This is a genomic window from Streptomyces sp. XY006 (assembly GCF_002237655.1).
Classification (GTDB): domain Bacteria; phylum Actinomycetota; class Actinomycetes; order Streptomycetales; family Streptomycetaceae; genus Streptomyces; species Streptomyces levis.
On record NZ_NOKT01000002.1, the window covers coordinates 133,159 to 156,747 of the forward strand.

Annotated in this window: 23 protein-coding genes; 11 read left to right on the forward strand and 12 right to left on the reverse strand. The window is 74.4% G+C overall.

What is annotated here, in order from left to right; genetic code table 11:
- Position 1: 1 nt before the first annotated feature.
- A complete protein-coding gene (locus CHR28_RS03190; RefSeq protein ID WP_094051883.1) occupies positions 2-1,114 on the reverse strand; it encodes an NAD(P)H-dependent flavin oxidoreductase in 1,113 nt (370 codons plus the stop codon).
- A 162-nt stretch (positions 1,115-1,276) separates the two neighbouring features.
- On the opposite strand from CHR28_RS03190, the gene CHR28_RS03195 reads away from it, so the two are divergent.
- On the forward strand, positions 1,277-3,058 hold the full coding sequence (locus CHR28_RS03195) for a serine hydrolase (protein ID WP_256984100.1): 1,782 nt from the start codon (positions 1,277-1,279) through the stop codon (positions 3,056-3,058).
- Positions 3,059-3,112: 54 nt separating this feature from the next.
- Here the strand turns inward: CHR28_RS03195 and CHR28_RS03200 are convergent, their stop codons facing one another.
- The 7 genes from CHR28_RS03200 to CHR28_RS03235 all read right to left on the reverse strand — a co-directional run bounded on the left by CHR28_RS03200 (position 3,113) and on the right by CHR28_RS03235 (position 10,589).
- Positions 3,113-3,304 (reverse strand): DUF2795 domain-containing protein, encoded by a 192-nt coding sequence (locus CHR28_RS03200; protein ID WP_094051885.1) that lies wholly within the window; start codon positions 3,302-3,304, stop codon positions 3,113-3,115.
- Positions 3,305-3,397: 93 nt separating this feature from the next.
- Entirely contained in the window at positions 3,398-4,975 is a 1,578-nt protein-coding gene (locus CHR28_RS03205; RefSeq protein WP_094051886.1) for a phytoene desaturase family protein, read from the reverse strand.
- Between the two features lie 321 nt (positions 4,976-5,296).
- Complete coding sequence (locus CHR28_RS03210; RefSeq protein WP_094051887.1) at positions 5,297-7,534, reverse strand: serine/threonine-protein kinase; 2,238 nt, start codon at positions 7,532-7,534, stop codon at positions 5,297-5,299.
- 391 nt (positions 7,535-7,925) lie between these two features.
- On the reverse strand, positions 7,926-8,366 hold the full coding sequence (locus tag CHR28_RS03220) for a pyridoxamine 5'-phosphate oxidase family protein (protein ID WP_094051888.1): 441 nt from the start codon (positions 8,364-8,366) through the stop codon (positions 7,926-7,928).
- A gap of 184 nt (positions 8,367-8,550) precedes the next feature.
- Positions 8,551-8,709 carry a hypothetical protein gene (locus tag CHR28_RS03225; RefSeq protein WP_373453316.1) on the reverse strand — a complete coding sequence of 53 codons (159 nt, stop codon included), beginning with the start codon at positions 8,707-8,709 and terminating at the stop codon, positions 8,551-8,553.
- 104 nt (positions 8,710-8,813) lie between these two features.
- The gene (locus CHR28_RS03230) at positions 8,814-9,992 is read right to left on the reverse strand and encodes an acyl-CoA dehydrogenase family protein (RefSeq protein ID WP_094051889.1); all 1,179 of its coding nucleotides are present in this window, start codon (positions 9,990-9,992) and stop codon (positions 8,814-8,816) included.
- 222 nt (positions 9,993-10,214) lie between these two features.
- Positions 10,215-10,589, reverse strand: coding sequence for a ferredoxin (locus CHR28_RS03235; protein WP_094051890.1), 375 nt, complete (start codon positions 10,587-10,589; stop codon positions 10,215-10,217).
- 123 nt (positions 10,590-10,712) lie between these two features.
- On the opposite strand from CHR28_RS03235, the gene CHR28_RS03240 reads away from it, so the two are divergent.
- From CHR28_RS03240 to CHR28_RS03280, 9 genes are all read left to right on the forward strand, one after another.
- Positions 10,713-11,129 carry a ChaB family protein gene (locus tag CHR28_RS03240; RefSeq protein WP_094051891.1) on the forward strand — a complete coding sequence of 139 codons (417 nt, stop codon included), beginning with the start codon at positions 10,713-10,715 and terminating at the stop codon, positions 11,127-11,129.
- 37 nt (positions 11,130-11,166) lie between these two features.
- Entirely contained in the window at positions 11,167-11,532 is a 366-nt protein-coding gene (locus tag CHR28_RS03245) for a DUF6479 family protein (protein ID WP_094051892.1), read from the forward strand.
- Positions 11,533-11,616: 84 nt separating this feature from the next.
- A complete protein-coding gene (locus tag CHR28_RS03250; RefSeq protein WP_094051893.1) occupies positions 11,617-11,970 on the forward strand; it encodes a hypothetical protein in 354 nt (117 codons plus the stop codon).
- A gap of 181 nt (positions 11,971-12,151) precedes the next feature.
- Positions 12,152-12,661, forward strand: a complete 510-nt coding sequence (locus CHR28_RS03255) for a SigE family RNA polymerase sigma factor (RefSeq protein WP_094051894.1) — start codon at positions 12,152-12,154, stop codon at positions 12,659-12,661.
- A gap of 11 nt (positions 12,662-12,672) precedes the next feature.
- On the forward strand, positions 12,673-13,191 hold the full coding sequence (locus CHR28_RS03260) for a hypothetical protein (protein ID WP_094051895.1): 519 nt from the start codon (positions 12,673-12,675) through the stop codon (positions 13,189-13,191).
- 150 nt (positions 13,192-13,341) lie between these two features.
- The gene (locus CHR28_RS03265; RefSeq protein ID WP_094051896.1) at positions 13,342-14,622 is read left to right on the forward strand and encodes a bifunctional glycosyltransferase family 2/GtrA family protein; all 1,281 of its coding nucleotides are present in this window, start codon (positions 13,342-13,344) and stop codon (positions 14,620-14,622) included.
- Entirely contained in the window at positions 14,619-15,881 is a 1,263-nt protein-coding gene (locus tag CHR28_RS03270) for a glycosyltransferase family 39 protein (RefSeq protein WP_094051897.1), read from the forward strand. Before CHR28_RS03265 ends, CHR28_RS03270 begins: the two co-directional genes overlap by 4 nt.
- Positions 15,882-15,969: 88 nt before the next feature.
- Positions 15,970-16,425, forward strand: a complete 456-nt coding sequence (locus CHR28_RS03275; protein ID WP_094051898.1) for a hypothetical protein — start codon at positions 15,970-15,972, stop codon at positions 16,423-16,425.
- 130 nt (positions 16,426-16,555) lie between these two features.
- Entirely contained in the window at positions 16,556-17,041 is a 486-nt protein-coding gene (locus CHR28_RS03280; protein WP_094051899.1) for a cation:proton antiporter regulatory subunit, read from the forward strand.
- A 41-nt stretch (positions 17,042-17,082) separates the two neighbouring features.
- Here CHR28_RS03280 and CHR28_RS03285 read toward each other — a convergent pair whose 3' ends face one another.
- The 3 genes from CHR28_RS03285 to CHR28_RS03295 all read right to left on the reverse strand — a co-directional run bounded on the left by CHR28_RS03285 (position 17,083) and on the right by CHR28_RS03295 (position 20,671).
- Positions 17,083-17,664 carry an Rv1733c family protein gene (locus CHR28_RS03285; RefSeq protein WP_094051900.1) on the reverse strand — a complete coding sequence of 194 codons (582 nt, stop codon included), beginning with the start codon at positions 17,662-17,664 and terminating at the stop codon, positions 17,083-17,085.
- A gap of 101 nt (positions 17,665-17,765) precedes the next feature.
- Entirely contained in the window at positions 17,766-19,463 is a 1,698-nt protein-coding gene (locus CHR28_RS03290) for a RecQ family ATP-dependent DNA helicase (protein ID WP_094051901.1), read from the reverse strand.
- Positions 19,464-19,570: 107 nt separating this feature from the next.
- Positions 19,571-20,671: a winged helix DNA-binding domain-containing protein gene (locus tag CHR28_RS03295; protein ID WP_094051902.1), complete on the reverse strand. Its 1,101-nt coding sequence runs from the start codon at positions 20,669-20,671 to the stop codon at positions 19,571-19,573.
- Positions 20,672-20,993: 322 nt separating this feature from the next.
- On the opposite strand from CHR28_RS03295, the gene CHR28_RS03300 reads away from it, so the two are divergent.
- Positions 20,994-22,223 carry an acyl-CoA dehydrogenase family protein gene (locus tag CHR28_RS03300; protein WP_094051903.1) on the forward strand — a complete coding sequence of 410 codons (1,230 nt, stop codon included), beginning with the start codon at positions 20,994-20,996 and terminating at the stop codon, positions 22,221-22,223.
- Here the strand turns inward: CHR28_RS03300 and CHR28_RS03305 are convergent.
- Complete coding sequence (locus CHR28_RS03305; protein WP_256984102.1) at positions 22,178-23,359, reverse strand: PP2C family protein-serine/threonine phosphatase; 1,182 nt, start codon at positions 23,357-23,359, stop codon at positions 22,178-22,180. The genes CHR28_RS03300 and CHR28_RS03305 overlap by 46 nt on opposite strands.
- Positions 23,360-23,589 lie beyond the last annotated feature (230 nt).

Consider the following 23,589-nt stretch of genomic DNA (forward strand, 5'->3'; position numbering starts at 1 on the left):
CTCACGACTGGCCGCTCCTTCCGGCGATGCGGTTGACGCGGTCCACGGCCCTCTCGAAGCCGCGGGTGAGGTCGTCGACGACCTGCTGGACGCTGCGTTCACCGGTCATCCGCCCGACGATCTGCCCGACCGGGGTGCCGAGCAACGGCTCGACCTCGTACTTCTGGATCCGCGACACGGCCTCGGCGACCAGCAGGCCCTGCAGCGGCATGGGCAGCGGCCCGGGCCCGGCCGGATCGTCCCAGGCGTCGGTCCACTCGGTGCGCAACTGGCGGGCCGGTTTGCCGGTCAGGGCGCGGGAGCGGACCGTGTCGCCGGACCCCGCGGCGAGGAGTTTGCGGGTCAGGGCGGGTGAGTGGAGATCCGCCTCCGTGGTGGTCAGCCATATGGAGCCCAGCCACACACCTTGAGCGCCGAGGGTGAGGGCGGCGGCCACCTGCTGTCCGCTGCCGATGCCACCGGCGGCCAGCACGGGCAGCGGGGCGACGGCGTCGACGACCTCGGGGGTGAGCACCATGGTGGCGATCTCCCCGGTGTGGCCGCCGGCCTCGTAGCCCTGCGCCACGACGATGTCGATGCCGGCCTCCCGGTGTTTGACGGCGTGCCGGGCACTGCCCGCGAGCGCGGCGACGAGGACGTCCCGTGCGTGGGCGCGGGCGATGACGTCGGCGGGCGGGGAGCCGAGGGCGTTGGCCAGCAGCCGGATCGGGTAGTCGAAGGCGACGTCGAGCTGGCCGCGGGCGACCTGCTCCATCCAGCCGGTGATGCGCCAGCCGGCCGCCTCGCCCTCGGCGAGTTCCGGTACGCCGTGCTTGGCGAGGGTGTCCCGGACGAACCGCCGGTGCGCCTCGGGGATCATCGCCTCCACGTCGGCCTCGGTGACGCCCTCGACCTTCCTGGCGGGCATCACGACGTCGAGGCCGTAGGGGCGGCCGTCCACGTGCGCCTCGATCCAGTCCAGGTCGCGTGCGAGCTCGTCGGGAGCGGTGTAGCGGACCGCGCCGAGCACCCCGAGACCGCCGGCCCGGCTGATGGCCGCGGCGACGGCGGGGAACGGCGTGAAGCCGAAGACGGCGTGCTCGATTCCCAGTTGCTGGCTCAGCTCCGTCTGCATGGGCGCAGGATGCCGGAGTCCCCGGGAGGACGGAAGAGGTTTTCTGATGCTCCGTCAGATACTTTCCGGATCCGGCTTCCGCGACCCTCGGCCGGTTCGCATGGGTGTGCGGCGGACATACTCCGGGGGACGCGCGAGACGGCTGAGGCGAAGGGGTACGCGGTGACCGACAGACCGGCGAACGGTGAACTGACCCGGCGTCGACTCGGCCGGGCGGGACTGGCCCTGGGCGGAGCGCTCGCGCTCGCGCCGCTGCCGGCCGGACCGGCCGGAGCCGCCCCGGCGGCCGGGGGCCCGCGGCCCACCCTGCGGCACGGCACCGCCGCCCGCGCCGGACTGCTCGCCTCCCACCTGCGCCGCCTGGTCACCGACGCCGAGACGTTCCTCGGCCCCTCCCCCGCGCACCCCTGGTACGCCGGCGCCGTCCTCCTCGCCGGGCGCGGCGGCACCGTCGCCCTGCACCGGCCCATCGGCACGGCGGTGCGCTACCGGGCCTACGACGAGAAGACCGACACCGGTGTGGAGTTCCCGCCGGAGCAGCAGATCCCGATGGCCGAGGACACCGTCTTCGACCTGGCGTCGGTGTCGAAGCTGTTCACGTCGATCCTCGCCGTGCAGCAGATCGAACGGGGCGCGCTCGGCCTGGAGGCGACCGTCGCCTCCTACCTGCCGGACTTCGGGCGCGCCGGCAAGCAGGACATCACGATCCGTCAACTGCTCACGCACACCTCGGGGTTCCGGGCCTGGATCCCGCTGTACACCGCGCCCACGTACGAGGAGAAGCTCCGGCGCATCTGGGACGAGCAGCCGGTCAGCGCCCCGGGCACGGCCTACCTGTACTCGGACCTGAACCTCATCTCGCTGCAGCTCGTGCTGGAGCGCGTCACGGGCCGTGCCCTGGACACCCTGCTGCGGGACGAGATCACCGCGCCGCTCGGTCTGCGCCGCACCCGCTACAACCCGCCCGCCTCCTGGCGGCCGAAGATCGCGGCGACGGAGGACGCGCGCCCGCCGTGGAGCGGCCTGGACCGGGGCCTGGTGTGGGGCGAGGTGCACGACGAGAACGCCTTCTCCCTGGGCGGGGTCGCGGGCCACGCCGGCGTGTTCTCCGACGCGTGGGACCTCGCGGTCCTCGGCCGCACCCTGCTCAACGGCGGTGTCTACGGACGGGCCCGCATCCTGACGCCGGAGTCGGTGGAGCTGATGTTCACGGACTTCAACACCGCCTTCCCCGGGGACGAGCACGGCCTGGGCTTCGAGCTCTACCAGCACTGGTACATGGGCGCGATGGCCACCCCGCGCAGCGCGGGGCACACCGGCTTCACGGGCACCTCGCTGGTGCTCGATCCGACGACCGACTCGTTCCTCGTGATGCTCGGCAACTCCGTGCACCCGGTGCGCAGCTGGCGTTCCGGCTCGGCACCGCGGGTGGCCGCCGCGAACCACCTGGCCCGGGCCGTGCCGGTGCGTCCCGCGCGGGGCCGCACGGCCTGGTTCTCCGGCATGGCGGTCGCCACGACGGCGACGCTCACCCTCCCCGCGCTCGACACCTCCTCCGGGAGTGCGCGGCTGAGCTGCGCGCTGTGGTGGGACACCGAGCCGAAGGCCGACGAACTGGTCCTGGAAGCCACCACCGACGGCGGCACGACCTGGCAGCCGGTGCCCTTCACGACGGCCCGCCGCGGCGCGGATGTGGTCCCGCACCCGTCCGGGTCGGTCACCGGCTGGTCCGGCCGCACCTGGCACCGGCTCACCGCCGGCCTCCCCGCCGCCCGGGCTCTGACGCTGCGCTGGCGGTACACGACGGACCGGCTCTACGTGGGCCGCGGCTGCTACGTGGACGCGCCGCGCGTGACGGCGGCCGGCGGCGTCCTGTTCGACGAGGCGCGCCCGGCGGACGCGGCGCGGATCGAAGCGGCGGGATGGACACCGTCGGCCGACTGAGACGGACGCACCCGGGACCGTGGCCCGGTTCTTAACCGGGTCACGGGCTCCGGGTCACTGGTTGAAGACGGCCTTCTGCACCTCGTTGGGGCCGTCGAAACGGCTCTCCTTCAGGCCGTCGAGGGTGCTGACGATCTTCTCGTCGGCGTGGTTGCTGCGGGCACGCTCCACCAGGTGCTGCTTGTCCGTGGGGTAGTCCATGCCCTTGAGGGCCTTCTGGAGATCGGTCGGGCTGAGCTCGGCCACAGGGCCTCCCGGGGTGGTGCGACCGTCCGCGCGGGGCGGCCGGCGGTCACGGATCCTTCGTCCTGTCGGATTGCCCCTGGACCGGCGTGCGATTCAGTCGTTTCCGCTTTCCAGTACCGCCATCGCCGCGTTGTGTCCCGGCACCCCGCTCACGCCCCCTCCGCGCACCGCGCCCGCCCCGCACAGCAGGACGTTCGCGTGCCGGGTCTCCACCCCCCAGCGGCCGGTACCGTCCTGCACGTAGGGCCAGCTGAGCTCCCGGTGGAAGATGTTGCCGCCGGGCAGGCCCAGGTCGCGTTCCAGATCGAGCGGGGTCTTCGCCTCGATGCAGGGGCGGCCGTCCGCGTCGGTGGCCAGGCAGTCGGCGAGCGGCTCGGCGAGATGCGCGTCGAGCTGGGCGAGGGTCGACTTCAGCAGGTCCTCGCGTACGGCGTCGTTGTCCCGCGCGAACAGGCGGGCCGGGGTGTGCAGGCCGAACAGGGTGAGCGTCTGGTAACCCCGCTCGGCCAGGCCGGGGCCCAGGATCGTCGGGTCCGTGAGCGAGTGGCAGTAGATCTCGGAGGGCGGCGCGGCGGGCGGTTCACCGGCGGCGGCCTGGGCGTGGGCGGTGGCCAGCTGCTCGTAGCCCTCGGCGATGTGGAAGGTCCCGGCGAAGGCCTCGCGCGGGTCGACGGAGCCGTCGCGGAGCCGGGGCAGCCGCGTGAGCAGCATGTTCACCTTCAGCTGGGCGCCCTCGGCGGGGGCGGGCGGCGTATCGCCGGTCAGGTCGGCGAGGGCCTGCGGTGAGGCGTTCACCAGGACGTGCCGGGCGGCGACCGTGCCCTCGCCGTCGGCCGTGCGGTAGCTGACCTCGGCGGTGCGGCCGTCCGTGGCGATGCGCAGGGCCTCGTGGCCGGTGACCAGGACGGCGCCGGCCGCGCGGGCCGCGTCGGCGAGCGCGTCGGTGAGGGCGCCCATGCCGCCGACGGGCACGTCCCAGTCGCCGGTGCCGCCGCCGATCACGTGGTAGAGGAAGCAGCGGTTCTGCTTCAGGGAGGGATCGTGGGCGTCGGCGAAGGTGCCGATGAGCGCGTCGGTGAGGACCACGCCCCGGACCAGGTCGTCGTCGAAGTGCTCCTCGACGGCGACACCGATCGGTTCCTCGAAGAGCGTCCGCCAGGCCCGGTCGTCGTCCAGGCGGCCGCGCAGCTCCTCGCGCGTGGGCAGCGGCTCGGTGAGGGTCGGGAAGATCCGCTGCGCGGCGCGGCCGGTCATGCCGTAGAAGTCCTGCCAGGCCCGGTACTCGCTCTCGGAGCCGGTGAGCCGGGCGAAGGCCTCCCTGGTCCGCCGTTCACCGCCGCCGACGAGGAGGCCGGTGGGCCGTCCGTCGCGTTCGGTCGGGGTGTAGGAGGAGACGGTTCGGGTGCGCACCCGGAAGTCCAGGCCGAGCTCCCGGACGATCTTCCTGGGCAGCAGGCTGACGAGGTAGGAGTAGCGCGACAGCCGGGCGTCGACGCCGGCGAAGGGCCGGGTGGACACCGCCGCGCCGCCGGTGTGGTCCAGCCGCTCCAGCACCAGCACGGAGCGGCCGGCCCGGGCCAGGTAGGCGGCGGCGACCAGGCCGTTGTGGCCACCGCCGACGATGACGGCGTCGTACGTCCGGTGTGCGCGGGATCCCAGGGGTGCGGTCATGGTTCTTCGTAACACGGGGTGATCCGGGTCGGCCAGAGCAACCGCGCGCCTCCGGCGGCCGGGGGTGAGGGCCGGGTCGGTCGGACGCCGGGGCCCCTCGCGAGGTGCGCCTGGACGTACGGCCGGGCCCGAGGGAGAGGCGCGTCTGGGCGTACGGCCGGGGCCGACGAAGGGCGCGCCGAGAGGTGCGGTCGGGGCCCGACGAGAGGCGCGCCGAGACATACGACCCGGGGCCCGACGAAAGGCGCGCTGAGGCGTACGGCCCGGGCCCGATGAGAGGCGCGTCTGGGCGTACGGCCGGGGGGCGCCGTGCGGTGCGGGTCAGGGGCCGCTCGCTGCCTGTCGGCCGCCGCTCGTTCGCTGGTCGCGCAGGGTGGCGACCCTGCGGTACAGCTCGGCCGCCTCGGTGGCGTGGCCCAGTTGCTGGAGGCAGTGCGCCTCGTCGTTGCGGCTGGCGAGGGTGTCGGGGTGGTCCGCGCCGAGCACGCGTTCGCGGGCCGCGGCCACCCTCCGGTACGCGGCGAGCGCGTCGCCCCAGCGGCCCAGCCAGCCCAGGCCCACGGCCACCTCGCGGTGGCTGACCAGGGTGTCCGGGTGGTCGGGGCCGAGGACCTGCTCGCGCACGGTGCTCACCTCGCGGGACTCGGCGAGGGCCTCCTCCCAGCGTCCGAGCCGCCCGAGGTTGACGCACCGCCCGTGCCGGGCGCGCAGGGTCTCCGGGTGGGTGGGGCCCTGGACCCGGGCGCGGTCCTCGGCCAGGAGGGTGTAGAGGTCGAGGGCCTCCGCGCTGCGGCCGAGGCGGCCCAGGCTGATGCCGATCTCGTGGCGGGCGGCGAGCGTGTCGGGGTGGTCGGGCCCGAGGGCCCGGGCACGGGCCTCGGCGACCTCCCGGTAGGTCTGCAGCGCCTCGGCCCAGCGGCCCAACTGGCCGAGCGTGTAGGCCACTTCGTAGCGGGTGACCAGGGTGTCGGGGTGGTCGGGCCCGAGCACCCGGGCGCGGGCGGCGGCCACCTCGCGGGCCATCCGGTGGGAGTCCTCCAGGCGGCCGAGGCGGCTGAGGTTGAAGGCGAGGTTGTGCCGGCAGCGCAGGGTGTCGGGATGGTCGGGGCCCATCGTGCGCTCGCGTGCGGCGAGGACCGAGGTGTAGACGCGGTGGGCGTCGAAGGGGCGGCCGAGTCGGCCCAGCACGTAGGCCATCTCCTGGCGCGCGGCCAGGGTGTCGGGGTGGTCGGCGCCGAGCGTGCGGATCCTGGCCTCGGTGACGTGCTTGTACGCGCGCAGGGCGTCCGGCGCGCGGCCGGTGCGGCTGAGGGTGAAGGCGATCTCGAAGCGGCTGGCGAGGGTGTCGGGGTGGTGGGGGCCGAGGAGGTGCTCGCGTTCGGCGGCGACCGCCCGGTGCACCTCCCCCGCCTCCGTCCAGCGGCCGAGCCGGCCGAGGCTGAGGCCCGCGTTGTGCCGTCCGGCCAGGGCTTCGAGGACCTCCGGGGACGGGGTGGGCCGCGACTCGGGGACGGGTTCCCCGACGGGACCGGTGGCGGGCCGCGCGATCCACTCGCCGGACAGTGCGGCCGCCGGGTCCGGAGCGGTGCGCAGCCCGGTGCCGGCCGCCTTGCGGCCGGTGGTCATGCCGTGCGTCCAGGAGGGCAGCCGGCCCGCACCGGCCGGCGCGTCGGCGGCGGGTGCCACGACGGCCGGCACGTACACCGGGGCGGCCCGGTGGGCGCTGATTCTGCGCGCCAGCTCGCGGGCGTCGCCGGGCCGTTCGGCCGGTTCCTTGGCGAGCAGGTCGAGGATGACCCGCTCCAGGTAGCCGGGCAGTTCGGGGCGGTGCTCACGCGGCGGTCTGGGCGGGGTGTCGCGGTGTCCGACCAGGATCGCCCAGGCGTCGTCGAGGTCGAACGGCGGTACGCCGGTGGCGATCTCGTACAGCACGCAGCCGAACGAGTACAGGTCGCTGCGCTGGTCGACCTCGGTGCCGCCGATCTGCTCCGGGGACATGTAGTGCGGGGTGCCCATGGCGATGCCGGTGCCGGTCAGCCGCGAGGTGAAGCCGATGTCGTGGCCGAGGCGGGCGATGCCGAAGTCGCAGATCTTCACCGTGCCGTCGCCGAGCCGCACGATGTTGGCGGGCTTCAGGTCGCGGTGGACGATGGCCTGTTCGTGGCAGTAGGCCAGCGCGGCGGCAACCTGTTCGGCGATCTCCACGACGTCGGCGACCGGCAGCGGGTGCTGTTTGTTGTCCTCCAGGAGCTGGCTGAGGTTGCGGCCGTCGAGCAGCTCCATGACGAGATAGAGGACGCCGTCGGACTCGCCGAAGTCGTGAACGACGGTGATGCCCCGGTGCTGCAGCGCCGCGGCGACCCGGGCCTCGCGGCGGAACCGCTCCCGCAGGACGCGGGTGAAGGCGTGGTCGTGGTTCGGGCCCAGCGGTTTGAGGCATTTGACGGCGACGTGCCGGCCCAGGGACTCGTCCCGGGCCCGCCACACCTCGCCCATGCCGCCGCGCCCGATCGGATCGAGCAGCCGGTAACGGCCATGGATCAGCCTGGTGTCCCCCATCTCGCGCGACGCTCCCCCCGGTAGCTGTTCGCCCGCCCCACCCCTGGCCCACCCAGTATGGCGGCCTGTCGTCCCAGTTTGTACGGTGCCGGGCGCGCGTGGGGGCCGGGACGAGCCAGGGCGCGCAGGAAGTGTTTCGCAGGGAGTTGCCCCCGCGCACGTGCGGGAACGCGGGGCAGCGGGAGGCTCGTGAGGCGCGGTCGCCGGGTGCCGGCGGCGGGTTCGGGGGCCGCTGCGCGGTACAGCTCGTGGGCGTACGGCGGCGGAAGGGCGTACGCCAGATGCGCCACGCGCCGCCGCGGCACTCCGCGCGCCGGTACGAGGAGCGGGTGCGTCGGGGGCAGGAGGGGGAGGTCGTGCAGCTCGCGTGCCGGAGTGGGCGGCGCGCCGGTCAGGAGGGGAGCTCGACCCCGTAGAGGGTGCGTCCGCCGGTCAGTTCGCGCCCGGTGACCAGTTCCGGTGCCACGCGGACGAAGACCTCGTGCGGGGCCGGGGCCCAGGACCGCGGGCCGTCCCGCAGCAGCCGGTGGTGCTCGGCCGGGTCGGTGACCAGGGCGGCCGTGCCGGTGATCACCACGCTCCAGCCGGCCCGGGTGCGCGAGTCGAACGCGTCGGCCTCGAAGGCGACCACCGCCCCGACGATGGCGCCCACCAGCTCGGACGTCACCGAGGTGCGCAGCAGGACCGAGCCGTCGGCGTCCAGGCCGAAGTTGACCGGCCGTACCGCCGGCAGGGCCCGCCGGGTGAACACGATCCGTCCCACAGGCACCTGGGCCATCAGGCGCAGGCACTCGTGCCTGCTGAGTTCACGGAATCCGTCGTTGGCGTCCATCTGCCGTCTCGTCTCTCACCCGGTGCCGCGTGCTGCGTGATCTCATCCTGGGACGGGCGACCGGGCCGGGCCAGGGCCCATCGGCCCACGGCCGCGTGACGAAGGACCCCATCGGCGGACTCGGGCCGGCGGGACGCCGAACCGTACCGCGAGGTGCCGGTCCTGGTGCTCGAAGCCGCCGGGACTACGTCCCGCCCCAGGAGACGCCGCGCTGCCCGTCGCCGGGGCCCTCGCCCACCCCCGTGGGCGGTCCCGATCCGTCACCCTCCGCAGCCCCGGCAACCCGCACCCGCCGCTCCTCGCGAGCGGAGCCGACGTCCCGTTCCAGGGGTGTGCGGCTCACGGCTGTCGCGAGGGTGTCCAAGGCCCTCTTCTGCAGTAGGCGGCCCCGGTTGACGCGCCCACGCCCCGCAGGGCCGGCTCCGGCGTCCCTCGCCGCACGCGGGCTCAGCGCCGCACCCGCGGCATCCCCAGGCCGAGCCACGAGATGATCTCCCGCTGGATCTCGTTGTTGCCGCCGCCGAAGGTGAAGATGACCGCCGAGCGGTAGCCGCGCTCCAGTTCGCCGTGCAGGACCGCGCCCGCCGAGCCCTCCTTGAGCGCGCCGGGGGCGGCGGTGATCTCCAGGAGCCAGGCGTAGGCGTCGCGCCGGGCCTCCGAGCCGTAGACCTTGACCGCGGAGGCGTCCTGCGGGGTGAGGGTGCCGTCCTGGACGGCGCCGACCATCTGCCGGTTGAGCAGTCTCAGCGCGTCCAGGCGGGCGTGGGTGCGGGCCAGGAGGCGGCGGACCCAGGGCAGGTCGGCGACGCGGCGCCCGTCGGCGAGCTTCGTCTCCCGCGCCCAGCGCTGTACGTCGTGCAGGGCGCGGATCGCCATCGTGCCGTGGGCGGCCAGGGTCACGCGCTCGTGGTTGAGCTGGTTGGTGATCAGCCGCCAGCCCTGGTTCTCGGCGCCGACCCGGTGGGAGACGGGGACACGGACGTTCTCGTAGTAGCTGGCGGTGGTGTCGTGCGAGGCGAGCGTGTTGATGAGGGTGCAGGAGTAGCCGGGGTCGGAGGTCGGCACCAGGAGCATGGTGATGCCCCGGTGCGGCGGCGCGGCCGGGTCGGTGCGCACGGCCAGCCACACCCAGTCGGCCGTGTCACCGTTGGTCGTCCAGATCTTCTGGCCGTTGACGACGTACTCGTCCCCGTCCCGCACCGCGCGGGTGCGCAGTGCGGCGAGGTCGGTGCCCGCGCCGGGTTCGCTGTAGCCGATGGCGAAGTCGATCTCGCCGGAGAGGATCCGCGGCAGGAAGTAGGCCTTCTGCTCGTCGGTGCCGTACTGCATGATCGTCGGGCCGACGGTGTTCAGCGCCATGAGCGGCAGTGGGACCCCGGCCTGGGCGGCCTCGTCGAAGAAGATGAACTGCTCCGTCGCCGACAGGCCGCGCCCGCCGTACTCGCGCGGCCAGCCCACGCCGAGCCAGCCGTCGGACCCGAGCCGCCGGATGGTCTCGCGGTAGAACCGCTTCTGGGCGGCCGGGTCCGTGTGCCGGGCGTACGCCTGGTCCGGGACCAGTTCGGCGAAGTAGGCGCGCAGTTCGCTGCGCAGCCGCTGCTGCTCGGGCGTGTCATCGAGGTGCACGGCGCCTCCAGGCTCGGCCAGGGCGGTCCTGTCGGCGCACACCGTAGAACGTGTTCCAGAAATAGGGAATGGCGAGGGCAGGCCGCGATGGCGGGTCGTCGGCCGCACGGGTAGGCCTCGGTGGTGGCAGGCCGTTGGTCGGCGAGCGCAGACCACGGTGGTTCCAGACCGACGGCCGGCGAAGGCAGGCCGCGGTGGCGGGAGGCCGTCGGCGCGGTGTGGTCAGTTCAGCGTCGCGAGGAAGTCCGTGCAGGCCCGCGCGCAGGCGCGGCAGGCCGCCGCCGAGTCCTCGGCCCCCGGTTGCCGGTCGAAGACGTGCGCGGCCTCCAGACACACGGTCCGGCACCACTCCACCTGGACGCGGATGCTGTTCTCGTCCACCTGGTTCTGCTCGGACAGCACACGGCAGGTCGCGTCGCAGACCTCCGCGCACATGATGCCCTTGCGCCGTACGAGTTCCTGGTTCTCGGTGCCGTCGGGATCCACGAGGCTCGCGCGCAACGCGCACGCCCGGGCGCACTCGGTGCACGCCTGGGCACAGGCGAAACGGTCCTCCAGGAACCGGAACAGCTCCTGCTGGGATGTCGTCGAAGTCACACCGGGCGGGTAGCCCCGCCGATGCCGGTCAAACCCGGTCCCGCCACGGGTTCCGGCCGTTTTCCGGACCGGCGCGCCGGGCACTCGGCCGGCCCGGAAGGCCGACGCGCGGAGGTGGGTCACATGCCAGGGCGAGAGGAGCTCCCGTCGACCGTGGAGCGCTCCTCGAAGGAGGCGCAGCGCACCTGGATCAAGGCGCACGACTCGGCCGTGGAGATTTACGGCGAGGGCGAACGCGCGCACCGCACGGCCTTCGGCGCGCTGAAGCACACGCACGAGAAGGTCGGCGACCACTGGGAGCGCAAGGAGGGCGGCCGCAAGGGCCCTTCGGACCCCCGGTCGGCCCGCCCCCGGCAGCGGGGCGGCCGCAGCAGCGAGGGCGTCGACGAACAGGCCTCGAAGGCGCACCTCTACGAACTCGCGCGGCGGCTGGGCGTCGAGGGGCGTTCGCGCATGTCGAAGGCGGAGCTGCTGGACGCCCTCCGCAAGGAGAACCGCTCCCGTACCCGCTCCTCGCGGCCGTCGGCACGATCGAGGTGACCCGGTTCATGGCGGGGCCCGGGGGTACTCGCGTGCCATGAATACCGCATGGATGGAGCTGGCCGCGGGCCGAGGCGCCCTCGGCATCGGGCTGGGTGTGGCGGGCGTGGTGGTCGTGGCCCTGCTGCTGGGGGCCTTCGTCCTCGGCTTTCGCACCAAGCGCAAGGAACCGCCCACGCCGCGACCGGAGGAACAGCCGCGGATGCCCGCAGGCGGGCCGGTCCGCGAGACGCTCGAGCGCCGGGAACCCGACGAGATGCCGAGAAGCGAGGAGCGTCTGACGCCGCACGAGCTGAAGACGAACGGCCGTCAGAGCGACCGGACGAGCGCCTCGCAGGAGCGCCCGCGCTGGAACGAGGGCAGCAGCGGCGGATTCGGCAGCGGCGGACCGGGCGCCCGCTGACCTCCCCACCGCTCCCCCGTCACACCGTCCTCAGTCATCCCAACCCCGGCCGTACATCACGTCGTACACAGGGAAGTGAGAACCATGGCCGATCCCGCCCGCACCACCCTGCCGCTGCCCGACTACGACCATCTGCCGATCGGCGGCCTGGAGAGCCGTGTGCGGTCGCTGTCCGCGGACGAGGTCGAGGCACTGCTGGCGTACGAGCGGTCACACACCGACCGGCTGCCGGTGACCGAACTGCTCGGCTCCCGGCTGGAGCAGTTGCGCGCGGGCGCCGAGCCGACGTCCGGCGACCCGAACGCCCTGCGTCCGGAGTCGGGGCACGGCGGCCAGGGCGGTTCACGCGTGACCCCGGCGACGTCGCCGCAGCCGCACAGCGCTCCGCCGCACGGCACGCCGGACCAGCCCGGCCAGCCGAAGGCGAACCGCACCTAGCCGAGCCGCGACCGCATCACTGACCGAGGAGAGGGCCCGTGCCGTGCACGGGCCCTTTTCGCTGCCCTGCTGCCCCACCCCTCGGGGAGTGAGGTGGATCACAGGTTTAGGGTGCAGCGTGGAGGGGGGTCCAGCGTCTTTCGAGAGGTGTAGGAGGCCACTGAGACGCGGGACGGTGAGGATGGAGCAGATTCGGGGGGCGGACGGCTTCGACGAGTTCGCGGCCGCCCGTTGGTCGGCGCTGCTCCATGTCGCCCGGCTGCTCACGGGGGGCGACCGGCAGCGGGCCGAGGATCTGGTGCAGGAGGCCCTGGTCAAGCTGTGGTTCGCATGGCCGAAGGTGGCCGAACAGGCTCCCGAGGCCTATGTCCGCACCGTGCTCGTGCGGCTGGCGGCCCGTTCGGCGCGGCGCCGCTGGTGGGGCGAGCGGCCGGTGGAGCAACTGCCCGACCGCGCCGACCCGGGCGACATGTCGTCCGCGGTCGCGGAACGCTCCCGGCTGGAGGCGGCCCTGGCGCTGCTGTCGCCGAAGCAGCGGGCCGCGGTGGTGCTGCGCTACTACGAGGACCTGCCCGAGGCCCAGGTCGCCCAGGCGCTGGGCTGTCCGGTCGGCACGGCACGGTCCCACGCGTCACGCGGAGTCGCCCGGCTCCGCCAGCTCCTGTCCGACGCCGTCAGGCCCGTGGGGTGAAGGGAGAAGCGATGGACGACTTCGAGCGGGACCTGTCGCGCCTGATGCGCGACACCCGGCAGCACACCCCCTACGAGGCCGAGCACCGGCAGCGGCTGCACGCGGGCATCCGGGCCCGGCGCCGGGCCCGGATGCTGTGGAAGGCGGGCGGTTCCGCCGTCGCGGTGGCCGGGATCAGTGTCGGACTGGCCCTGCTGCCCGGCCTGCTCACCCGCGCCCAGCCCCCCGCCGACCACCGGCCGCAGCCGTCGACCAGCCCGACCGTGCAGGTCGACACCACCCCCACCACCGACGCGCCGGACCCGAGCCCCACCCCGACACGGCCGGAGTCGACGGCGCCCGCGACCACCGGCGGGGTCACGCCGTCCGGGACCACGAGCGCGCCGAGCGACCCCACGCCGAGCGCCACGCCCTCCACGAGCCGGAGCACATCGGCGCCGCCCACACCCCCGCCCTCCCCCACGCCAACGACGGTGCCGCCGTCCGTCCTGGAGTCGGAGGAACCTTCCGCGTCGGCCTCCATCGAGTAGCCGCCGCTCCGGCGGACCCTGCGTCGGGGCGGGACGCCCCGCCTCCCGTCACCGCACCACCCCTCACCCGGCACCCCCACGGGCGCCTTCGGCATGCCCGCGACCGGCGCCGGGCTCCGCCCCGCGCCAGAAAGAGACCGTGACACAGCCATGAGAACCGCACGGCGGTCGCCGCTGATCGACCGCCCGACACCGAGCGAGCCGGCCGCGCTGCCGCGTCGCGCGCCCTTGTCCGCGCACCACCCGGAGCCGGTCCTCGACGTGGTGGTCCCGGTGTACAACGAGGAACGGGACCTGGAGCCCTGCGTCCGGCGTCTGCACGCGCACCTCGCCGAGACCTTCCCTTACTCCTTCCGGATCACCGTCGCCGACAACGCCAGCACCGACCGGACGCCGGTGATCGCCGCGCGGCTGGCCGCCGAACTGCCCGGCACCCACTGGCTCCGGCTGGCCGAGAAGGGCCGCGGCCGTGCGCTGCACACCGCCTGGTCGCGCTCCCGGGCACCGGTCCTGGCCTATCTGGACGTGGACCTGTCCACCGACCTCGCGGCCCTGCTGCCGCTGGTCGCGCCGCTGATCTCGGGGCACTCCGACATCGCGATCGGCACCCGGCTGGCGCGGGGGGCCCGCGTGGTGCGCGGACCGAAGCGGGAGATCATCTCGCGCTGCTACAACGGGCTGCTGCGCTCCACGCTCGCCGTGGGGTTCTCCGACGCGCAGTGCGGGTTCAAGGCGGTGCGGCGGGACGTCGCCGAGCGGCTGTTGCCGCTGGTGGAGGACCGCGCGTGGTTCTTCGACACCGAGCTGCTGGTCATCGCCGAGCGCGCGGGGCTGCGGATACACGAGGTGCCGGTGGACTGGGTGGACGACCCCGACAGCCGGGTGCACCTGCTGTCCACGGCACTGGCCGATCTGCGCGGCATGGCCCGGCTCGGCCGCGCCCTGGCCGGCGGCCGGCTGCCGCTGACCGCGCTGCACCGCAGTGATGCCGAGCCGGCCGGGGAACTGCCCGACGGACTGGCCCGGCAGGCGGTCCGGTTCGCCGCCGTGGGCGCCGCGAGCACCCTGTTCTACCTCCTGCTGTACACGGCGTTCAGACCGGCCTCGGGAGCACAGGCCGCCAACGCGCTCGCCCTGCTCACCGGCGCGGTCGCCAACACCGCCGCCAACCGGCGGCTCACCTTCGGGATCCGGGGCCGCGGCGGGGCGCTGCGCCACCATCTCAAGGGCCTCGCGGCGTTCCTGATCGGGCTGTCCCTGACCAGCGGATCGCTGGCCGCCCTGCACCACGGCGCGCCCGACGCCGGCCGCCTGGTCGAGCTCGCGACGCTGATCGCCGCCAACCTGGCCGCGACGCTGCTGCGCTTCCTCCTCTTCCGGGCCTGGGTGTTCCCCGCCCGTTCCGTCCGCCGCACGACAGGACCCGCATGAGCACCGTCGAGCTGCACCGGCCGCCGTCCGGTCCCGGCCTCCCCCGAGTCCCGCCCCGGTCCGAGGAGTTCCGGCGACGGCTGCGCGGGGCGGCCGCACGCTACGGGCCCGTGCTGCTGACGTACGGCGTGCTGAAGCTGGCCGGCTTCGCCGTCTTCATGTACCTGCTGGACTCCGCGGGCGACTTCCGGAAGAAGAACCCGCGCTTCGGCGGCGGCGAACACCCCTGGGACGTCCTGGCGAGCTGGGACGGCTGGTGGTACCAGCAGATCGCCGCGCACGGCTACGACCCCGCGCTCGTACCGGTCCCGGGTGCGAAGGGCCTGATCACCCTCGAAGGCAACTCGGCGGCGTTCTTCCCGCTGTACCCGGCGCTGACGCGGCTGGTCTCGGAGTGCACCGGGCTCGGCCTGTACGGCGCCGGCATGACGGTCTCCGTCGTGGCCTCCTTCGTCGCCGCGCTCGGCATCTACACCGTCACGCACCGCCTGGGCGGCCACCGGGCCGGTCTGGTGGCCGCCGGACTGTGGGCGGTCTGGCCCGGCTCGGGGACGGAGTGGTCGGGGTACTCGGAGTCCCTCTACACGGCCGTCGCCGCCTGGGCCTGTCACGCCGTCATGTCCCGCCGCTGGCTGACCGCGGGGCTGCTGACCTGCGCGGCCGGGCTCTGCCGGCCCACCGCCGTGGCACTGGTCGCCGCACTGGCCTTCGCCGCCGTGCTGTCCCTGCGCCGGCGGGAGGACGGGCTGCGCCGTCCGCTGGCCGCCGTGGCGATCGCCCCGCTGGGCCTGTTCGGCTATCTCGCCTGGGTCAACCACCGCATGGGCGACATCAACGGCTACTCCAAGCTCCAGGACGGCGCCTGGGCCCACAAGTTCGACTGGGGAGCCCACACGCTCACCGTGCTGACCTCCCTCCCCGTGGGGCACTTCGACTACCTCTTCGCGATGCCCTTCGAGGACGTCATCGGGGTGTGCGTGGTGCTGGCGGTGCCGGTGCTGACGGTGCTGCTGCTGCGCCTGCGGCCGCCCGGCGTGCTCGTCGTCTACACCGTGCTGTCGTATCTGATGGTGATGACGACCCAGCAGATCTTCGGCAACGTCTCCCGCTATCTGCTGCCGCTCTTCCCGCTGTTCATCCCCCTGGCGCTCGCGATGCGCCGCCTGCGCCTGCCGTCCCTGGCGACGGTGCTCGGCACCGCGGCCCTGGCCTCCGGCTCGTACGCGGGGTACGTATTGTTCGAACTCGGGGTGCCCTAGGCCCTCCTGCGGCCCCCGGGGCCGGACGGCATACTGATCTTGCACGACACGGGATCGGTCGCGAGGGCCGGAGAGGGGAGGACGGGACGTGACCACCGCAGGACCGGGCGGGCGGGGAACGCCCGGCGAGCCGGACGGCGTCTCCCCGGTGCCGGACGAGGTGTGGCTGCGCTTCCTCACGGACAGCGAGTCCGCCATACGCTCCTCCGCCCCCAGGGAACCCTCCGCGAGGGAACGGGCCAGCGGCCGGCAGCCCCAGCCCGCGCAGACCGTCGGCGACCTGTGGCAGCCCGAGGAGCTGTGGGTCCGGGTGGCCTGGCGGGACCTGGACCGACGGGCCAGGGCCCGGCGCGTGGGACGGGTCGTCGCCACCGCCGCCGCGGTGGCCCTCGCCCTCGGCGCCTGGTCCCGGCTGGCCACCAGCCCCGGCGCGGGCGACCGGCCCGGAGACGGCACCGTGCGGCAGGTCGAGGGCGCCACCGTGGGCCTGCCCACGGCCACTCCCCACCCGTCCGGATCGCCGTCCCCGCAGCGCTCCGGATAGCACACACGGACGAGACCCCGCCCGCGCGGCCGCCTACGATGAGCCCCACGGGCCGGATCCGGACGCCGGTCCGCACGGCCCCACGCAGCCGAGTCCGCCGGCACGCGCACGCCGACCGAAGGGGACAGTCATGAGCGCGCCCCGCCTCAGCAGTACGCCGTTGCCCGGCATCGGCGTCCGCTACGACCTGACGACCCGGGAGCACCGCCGCCTGTCGGTGGTCGCCCACCGCGACGGCCTACGGACGGTCAGCGCCTACCGCGAGGACGATCCGGACGCCTGCGACCTCTCCGTGCGGCTCACCGCTGAGGAGGCGGCCACCCTCATCGACGCGCTGATGCCCGCTCACCACACACCGAACCTGCTGTCCACCACCGACCTGGGGCTCGTGGCCGAGCGGATCGAACTGCCCGGCTCCTCGCACTGGAACGGGCGGCTGCTGGGCGAGTCCCGGATCCGCACCGAGACCGGCGCCTCCGTCGTCGCGGTGCTGCGCCGGGCCGAGGCGATCCCCTCCCCCGCCCCGGACTTCCGGCTCGCCGGCGGTGACGTCCTCATCGTGATCGGAACCCGCGAGGGCGTGGAGGCGGCCGCCGCGATACTCGGGCGGGACTGACCCGCCATCCGGTGGCGGGGCCGAGTCGCCGTTCGCCCGGGTCAGCCCGTCTTCCATCCGCGGCGGGTGTCGAGGCGTTCCCATTCCGCGTCCCACGCGGCCATCCGGTGACGGTCGAGGCAGAGCCGGGTCAGCCAGGCGGCCCCCAGCAGGGTCCCGGCCGCGAAGGAGCCGGCCAGGGTGCCGCCCAGGGCGGTGTGGAGCCAGGCCTCGCCGTCCGACACCGGTGCCGTGGTCAGGTCACCGCGCCGGTCCACCCAGACGGGGATCGTGCTTCCGGCGGGAGCTCTCGGCGGGACGCGCGCCTCGTTCCGGTGTGCCGAGCCGTCCGGCGCGGTCCACCGCACCGTGCCCCAGACGCGCTGATCGCTCGCCGCCCGGGCCGGTGAGGGGCCGGGGGCGTCCTCGACGAGGACCGCGGAGACCCGACGGCTCTCCGCGCGCTGACGTTCGACGGCCCGGTCGACCGCGGCCGCCGCCGACAGCCCGCCGGCCGCCCCGCCGAGCAGCGCGCACACCCACCCGGCGAGCACGACCCAGGCCTCGACGACGTCGACGCGGCGCTTCAGGGCGTTGCGCCGCCACCGCCACCACCGCACGGTCGTGCGCTCGGACGCTGTCATCGGCCGACACCCCCTCGCTGAGCACCGGCAGCACCCTTCCAGTGTGCTCCCGGCACCGGCGCACGGGCCCGTCGGCTGCGGAACGCCGAGACGCCGGTGGCTCAGCCGGCCCACCGGTCCTCGCCGGGCCTGCGCAGCACGGACAGCAGGTCGTCGTGGCCGGCCACCGCCTCCAGGGCCAGCGTGCGATAGCCGGCCTGCCCGAAGAACACCGTGATGCGGTCCTGGTCCTCGCTGAGCACGGTCCCGTCGCCCCACTGCTCGTGCCGTACCTCGGTGCCGACGGGGTATTCCGCGGCGGCCGGGTGCGCGGGCCTCTCCTCGTCGTCATCCTGCTGCAGCCGTCCGTCGCACAGGTCGCAGTTGCCGCACCGGCCCGGGTGGTCCTCGCCGAAGTAGCCCAGCAGGAAACGCCGCCGGCAGCCGGTGGTCTCGGCGTAGGCCCGGGCCATCTCGACCCGGGTCCGCTCGGTGCGGCGGTGTGCCCGGGCGGTGCGCGCGGCCTCCTCGGCGGCCTCCTGCGGGGCCATGCCGTCGGCGGGGCGCACCTCGCCCTCCTCGCCCGTGGCGACGGCGTCGGCCTCCTCCAGCAGGTTCACCGCCGCGGTGACCCGGTTCCGGGACAGGCCGGTGTCCTCGCGCAGTCCGTCGAGGTCGGCCGGGTCCGAGCGGTGCTCGTGCACGGCCCGCGCCACGTCCGTCAGGGTCTCGGGACCGGGGGCGCGTCCCGCGAAGTACGACCGCATGCCGGTGTCCTCGGACCGGTGGTGCAGCACGGCGAGGGCCGGCCGGCCGTCCCGGCCGCAGCGGCCGATCTCCTGGTAGTAGGCGTCGAGGGAACCGGGCAGCGACGCGTGCAGGACGAACCGTACGTCCTCCTTGTCGATGCCCATGCCGAACGCCGAGGTCGCCACCACCACGTCGGCGGTGCCGGAGAGGAAGGCGTCGTGGATCCGCTCGCGTTCGCAGGCGCGCAGTCCGGCGTGGTACGCCTCGGCGGACAGCCCCAGGGCGGCCAGTTCCCGGGCGTAGTGCTCGGTGTCCTTGCGCGTGCCGGCGTAGACGATGCCCGGTTTGGGCTCGGCGGCGGCCCGTTCGACGACCGCGAGGCGCCGCTCGTCGTCGTCGAGGAAGCGGCGGACGCTGAGGGCGATGTTCGGCCGGTCGAAGCCGGTCACCAGCAGTCGTGGCCGGCGCATTCCGAGGCGTTCGGCGATGTCCCGGCGCACGGGCGCGGCGGCGGTGGCGGTCAGGGCCAGGACGGGCGGTCCGCCCACACGCCGGACGGCCTGCTCCAGGCGCAGGTAGTCGGGCCGGAAGTCGTGGCCCCAGGAGGACACGCACTGGGCCTCGTCGACGACGAACAGGGCGGGGCGCAGCGCGGCCAGCCGCTCCACCACGTCGTCCTTGGCCAGTTGCTCGGGCGACAGGTACAGCAGCCGGGCCGCACCGCCGCGCACCGCGTCCCAGGCCTCCTCGGTCGCGGCCGCGCCGAGGTCGGAGTTGACCGCGACGGCACCCGGCGCGCGGTCGCCGTCCGGCAGCCCCGCGATCTGGTCGCGCTGCAGGGCGAGCAGCGGCGACACGACCACGACCGGCCCGGACAGCAGCACGGCGGGCACCTGGTAGACGGCGGACTTTCCGGAGCCGGTGGGCATGACGACGAGGGTGTCCTGCCCGTCGAGCACCCATTCCATGGCGGTGAGCTGTTCCGGCAGGAGGGTGTCCCAGCCGAACACCTCGGCGGCCGTCTCCCGCAGGAGTCCGGCGCGGTCCGTCCGCGGCTGCTCGCGTCCCATGCCGGGCTCCTCGCTGTTCCGTGCGGTCGCGTCCGGATGGCACGCCCGCGGCGCCCTCTGGGTACCCGCGGGTCCGCCGGCGTATCAGCCGGTGACCGGCGACGGCGTCACCCGGGGGACGGGGCGATGCGCACCCGGCCGGCGTCGCCGCTGCCGAGGAAGGACGCCAGCGCCCCTCCTTCCTCGGCGACGGCGGCCCGGTCGGCGCGGGTGAGGCGGCGCAGCGGGGTGATCAGGACGGTGTCGGTCTCGACGGTCCAGGTCGCGGCGACCCGGCCGTCGACCAGGACGAAGCGGGCCCCGGCGACGGACAGGCCGCGATGGGCGTCGTCGATGATCCGGCTCCGGTCGTGGTAGCCGAGGACGGCGTTGTCGAAGGCGGGCAGGAACCGCACCGGGGCGGGGGTATCGGGGTCCGGGCGCGGCGCGCCGGGGAGGTCGAGCAGCTCACGGCCGCGCTCGTCGCGGAAGCGGACCAGTTCCCCGCGCAGGGCGGAGACCGCCGCAGGGAGGCCGGTCAGACCGCACCAGGCGCGCAGGTCGGCCGAGGCGGCGGGGCCGTAGGCGGCGAGGTAGCGCCGCAGCAGGGTCTGTCCGACGGGGTCGGAGGGGTCCGGGTCCAGCGGGTCGATGTCGCGTCCGAGCCAGGTGGCGACCAGTCCGTACCGGGCGCCCGCCCTGGTCCGCCACACCCCGCGTGGGGGCAGTTGCACCGTCGGGAGGAGACCCGCGGCCAGCATCTCGCCCAGCGGCCGCGGTCCCACCGCCGGCCAGCGGTCGGCGACGGCCCGGGCGAGGCCGGACATCGAGCGGGGCTCGCCGTCGGCCATGACCTCCCGGCCGGCCGCCGCGAGTGCGCCGAGGTCGACCCCTTCGAGTTCCCGGCGGTACACCCCCAGCACCCGCCGGCGCAGCATGTCGTCGTGACGGGCCCGCCAGGCCAGGAGGTCGCCCGCGGTGACGAGATGGACCGTGCGGCGCATCAGGTGGGCCCGCACCACGCGACGCCCGGTCAGCAGCTCCGACAGGGCCGCCGGGTCGAAGGCCCGCAGCCGCGACCAGAGCCCGGTGAACGGCTCCTGCGGCTCCTGGGCCTGGAGCCCGCCGAGGTGGGCGACGGCGTCGAGGACCGGCAGCTCGGCGCGGTCGAGGAGCAACTGCCGGGCGAGGGTGGCGCGGTTGAGCGCCCGGGCGTCGAGAACGGTCATCGGTACACCTGTGCCTTCGGATCGTGCGCCGGCCCCGGGACGCGGGAACGGCTGCCTGCCCGGCCACCGTCCCAGGCCTTGCGGTCAGGGGCTGACCGCGAGGGGGCACCGGGAGGTCGCCTTCGTCCGTACGGCGTTGAGGTTTTCGGCCACCCGGGCATCGGCTTTCCCTACGTTCCCTATCGAATTACTAGGAAAGTATTGACGGCGTCTGACGGCCCTGCGCAGGATGATGCGCATGGCCCACACATCTTTCCGCTGTACGCGCTGCCGGTGAGCCCCGACCCCCCACCGTGTCACCGAAGTTGAGGAGACCCCTGTCATGGGCGCTGCCCCCGCGCTGTCCGGACCCGACGTGGAGTCCGAACCGGCCGGGCCCGGTCCGGCCCACTGGCTGCGGGTGGCCCGTGAGACGGCGGAGGACCTGGCCACGGACGCGGTGGCCAGGGACCAGGCGGGCAAACCGCCGTTCGACGAGGTGGCCCGGCTGCGCGAGTCGGGGCTGCTGGCCCTGCTCGTACCGGCCGGACTCGGCGGCGGCGGAGCGGACTGGCCGACCGCCTACGCGGTGGTCCGGGAGATCGCGACGGCCGACGGCGCGATCGGCCAACTCCTCGGCTGTCACTACTTCGTGTCGTGGAGCGCCCGGTTCTTCACCGACCCGGCCCGCGCGGACGAGCTGGAGCGGCGGACCGCCGCGGAGCAGTGGTGCTGGGGCGGTGGCCTGGCGCGTCAGGAACCGGCCCTGACCCTCGTCAGGACCGCGCAGGGCAGGGTGCTGAACGGCCGTCAGAGCTACGCGGCGGGGGTGCTGGTCGCCGACCGGCTCGCCGTGCGGGCCGTGCGGGCGGACACCGGCGAGCCGTTCGCCGTGGTGGTCGATCCGGCCCGGCAGGGCGTGGCGGTCGACGGTGACGCCGATCCCTTCGGACAGCGGCTCGCGGCCGGTGGCAGCGTGGAGTTCGACGCCGTGCCGGTCACCGCCGACGACGTCCTGGGGTCCCTGACCGCGGACGAGGACGTCCTGTCGCCGCGGACCGGTCTGGTGTCGCCGGTGGGGCGGCTGCTGTCGGTGCAGCTCCGGCTGGGCATGGCCGAGGGGGTGCTCGCCGAGGCCCGCGAGTACAGCAGGGCCGGCCGCGCGCCCTGGCACCCCGACTGGCCGGCCGGCTCGCCCCGGGACCCGCAGGTGCTGACCGCGTACGGGGAGCTCACCGTGCTGACCCGCTCGGCGTCCGCCCTCGCCGACCAGGCGCGGGACGCCGTGCACGCCGGGCTGACCCGCGGTGAGGACCTCTCCTACGAGGAGTACGCGGAGACCTCCGTCCTCGTCGCCATGGCCGAGGCCGCCGCGTCCCGGGCCGTGCAGGAGTCCACCGCCCGCGCCCTGGACATCATCGGCGCCCGCTCGGCGTCCGCGCGGCTGGGCTTCGACCGCTTCTGGCGCAACGCCCGGACCCACACGCTGTACGAGCCCGTGACGCACCGGCTGCGGGACGTCGGGGACTACTTCCTCAACGGCTCACATCCGCCGTTCGTCCTCCCGGTCTGAGCGGCGCCTGGAACGCGCAGCCTGCCGGGGCGGGTCTGGTCCTCCTCGTGGGGCTCGTGGGACGACAGGCCGGTCAGCTTCGCCGCCGTGGCTGCCGGCTCCAGATGCGGGCCGATCCATTCGCACATCAGGACCGTGGCGTCGTCCTGCAGCTCTCCGTCGTGGTAGTCGAGGACGGCCCGGATCAGACGGCGCAGCGTCTCGGGCACGGGCAGCCCGTCGGCGTGGTGCCGGATCAGGAAGTCGGCGAAGCGGTCCAGTCCGAACTCCCGGCCGCCGGCGCTGCGCGCCTCGGTGATGCCGTCGGTGTACAGCACGACGCGGTCGCCGGGCTGGAGGTGCTCCTGGCAGACGGTGCCGGGCAGGCCGAGTTCGGTGCCCATGGGGTGGGCCGGGCGGCACTTGAGGTGGGTGGTCCAGCGGTTGTCCCGGATGACGATCGGCGGATGGTGGCCGCGGTTGACCCATGTCAGGGCCCCGTTGCGGGTGTCGAGGGTCGCCAGGATGCCGGTGACGTAACGCCGGTGGCCGTACTGCTCGACCAGGGCGGCCTCGACGGCCTCCGCCTTGGCGAGGAGGCCGGCGCCCTGGCGGCGGGCGTTGCGGCACGCCCCCAGCGCGAGCGCTCCGGACAGGCCGGCGGCGGTGTCGTGGCCCATGGCGTCGAAGATCGTCAAGTGGACGAGGGGTCCGTCGACGGCGTACTCGAAGACGTCGCCGCTGATGTCGTAGGCCGGTTCCAGCGCCGCGGAGATGGTCACCCGTCCGTCCGCGTAGGTCCTGGGCGGCAGGAGGTTCCACTGCATCTCGGCGGCCACGCTCATCGGCCGGGCGCGCGTCAGCTTGGCCAGCGCGTCGCTGGTGCTCCGCTTGCTGACCACGATGAGCGAGACGAGCGCCGCCAGCGACTCCATGTCGTAGCGGGCCTCGGCGTCGTTGCGCTCGGCGCTCACCCGCAGCAGGCCGATGCGTTCCGTGCCGTCCAGCAGCGGCACCCACCACTCGAACACGTCACGGCCCGGGGGCGCGGCGGGCAGCACGTCGCCGTACTGGAAGGCCCGCCCGGCCACCGTCCCCTCGATGGGCAGCTCCCTCTCGTGGCCCTCCTCGGCCGCTTCCTCCCCGGCAGGAGGCACAGCGTCCGGCGCCGCAGATCGGCGAGGTAGATCAGCACCCGGCGGAAGGAGGCGGCGCGGGCGCACGCGTTCGCCTTGGCCGGGAGCAGTTCGACGGGCATGAGGTGGCTGGCCGCCAGCAAGTCGGCGAGCATGCGCCGTCCGCCCTCTCCACCGCGCTCCATCACCCACCTCCGTCCCGTCCGTTGCGCCGCACTGCACGGCTACCCGCGAAACGGCGTCCGGCACGG

Excerpts from the sequence above, each read along its gene's own strand:
- CHR28_RS03210 (WP_094051887.1), bottom strand. The coding sequence starts at position 7,534 with ATGGGGGACACCAGGCTGATCCATGGCCGTTACCGGCTGCTCGATCCG.
- CHR28_RS03290 (WP_094051901.1), bottom strand. The coding sequence starts at position 19,463 with ATGGGACGCGAGCAGCCGCGGACGGACCGCGCCGGACTCCTGCGGGAG.
- CHR28_RS03300 (WP_094051903.1), top strand. The coding sequence starts at position 20,994 with ATGGGCGCTGCCCCCGCGCTGTCCGGACCCGACGTGGAGTCCGAACCG.
- CHR28_RS03245 (WP_094051892.1), top strand. The coding sequence starts at position 11,167 with ATGAATACCGCATGGATGGAGCTGGCCGCGGGCCGAGGCGCCCTCGGC.
- CHR28_RS03250 (WP_094051893.1), top strand. The coding sequence starts at position 11,617 with ATGGCCGATCCCGCCCGCACCACCCTGCCGCTGCCCGACTACGACCAT.
- CHR28_RS03270 (WP_094051897.1), top strand. The coding sequence starts at position 14,619 with ATGAGCACCGTCGAGCTGCACCGGCCGCCGTCCGGTCCCGGCCTCCCC.
- CHR28_RS03190 (WP_094051883.1), bottom strand. The coding sequence starts at position 1,114 with ATGCAGACGGAGCTGAGCCAGCAACTGGGAATCGAGCACGCCGTCTTC.
- CHR28_RS03285 (WP_094051900.1), bottom strand. The coding sequence starts at position 17,664 with ATGACAGCGTCCGAGCGCACGACCGTGCGGTGGTGGCGGTGGCGGCGC.
- CHR28_RS03220 (WP_094051888.1), bottom strand. The coding sequence starts at position 8,366 with ATGGACGCCAACGACGGATTCCGTGAACTCAGCAGGCACGAGTGCCTG.
- CHR28_RS03205 (WP_094051886.1), bottom strand. The coding sequence starts at position 4,975 with ATGACCGCACCCCTGGGATCCCGCGCACACCGGACGTACGACGCCGTC.
- CHR28_RS03240 (WP_094051891.1), top strand. The coding sequence starts at position 10,713 with ATGCCAGGGCGAGAGGAGCTCCCGTCGACCGTGGAGCGCTCCTCGAAG.
- CHR28_RS03260 (WP_094051895.1), top strand. The coding sequence starts at position 12,673 with ATGGACGACTTCGAGCGGGACCTGTCGCGCCTGATGCGCGACACCCGG.
- CHR28_RS03295 (WP_094051902.1), bottom strand. The coding sequence starts at position 20,671 with ATGACCGTTCTCGACGCCCGGGCGCTCAACCGCGCCACCCTCGCCCGG.
- CHR28_RS03280 (WP_094051899.1), top strand. The coding sequence starts at position 16,556 with ATGAGCGCGCCCCGCCTCAGCAGTACGCCGTTGCCCGGCATCGGCGTC.
- CHR28_RS03255 (WP_094051894.1), top strand. The coding sequence starts at position 12,152 with ATGGAGCAGATTCGGGGGGCGGACGGCTTCGACGAGTTCGCGGCCGCC.
- CHR28_RS03265 (WP_094051896.1), top strand. The coding sequence starts at position 13,342 with ATGAGAACCGCACGGCGGTCGCCGCTGATCGACCGCCCGACACCGAGC.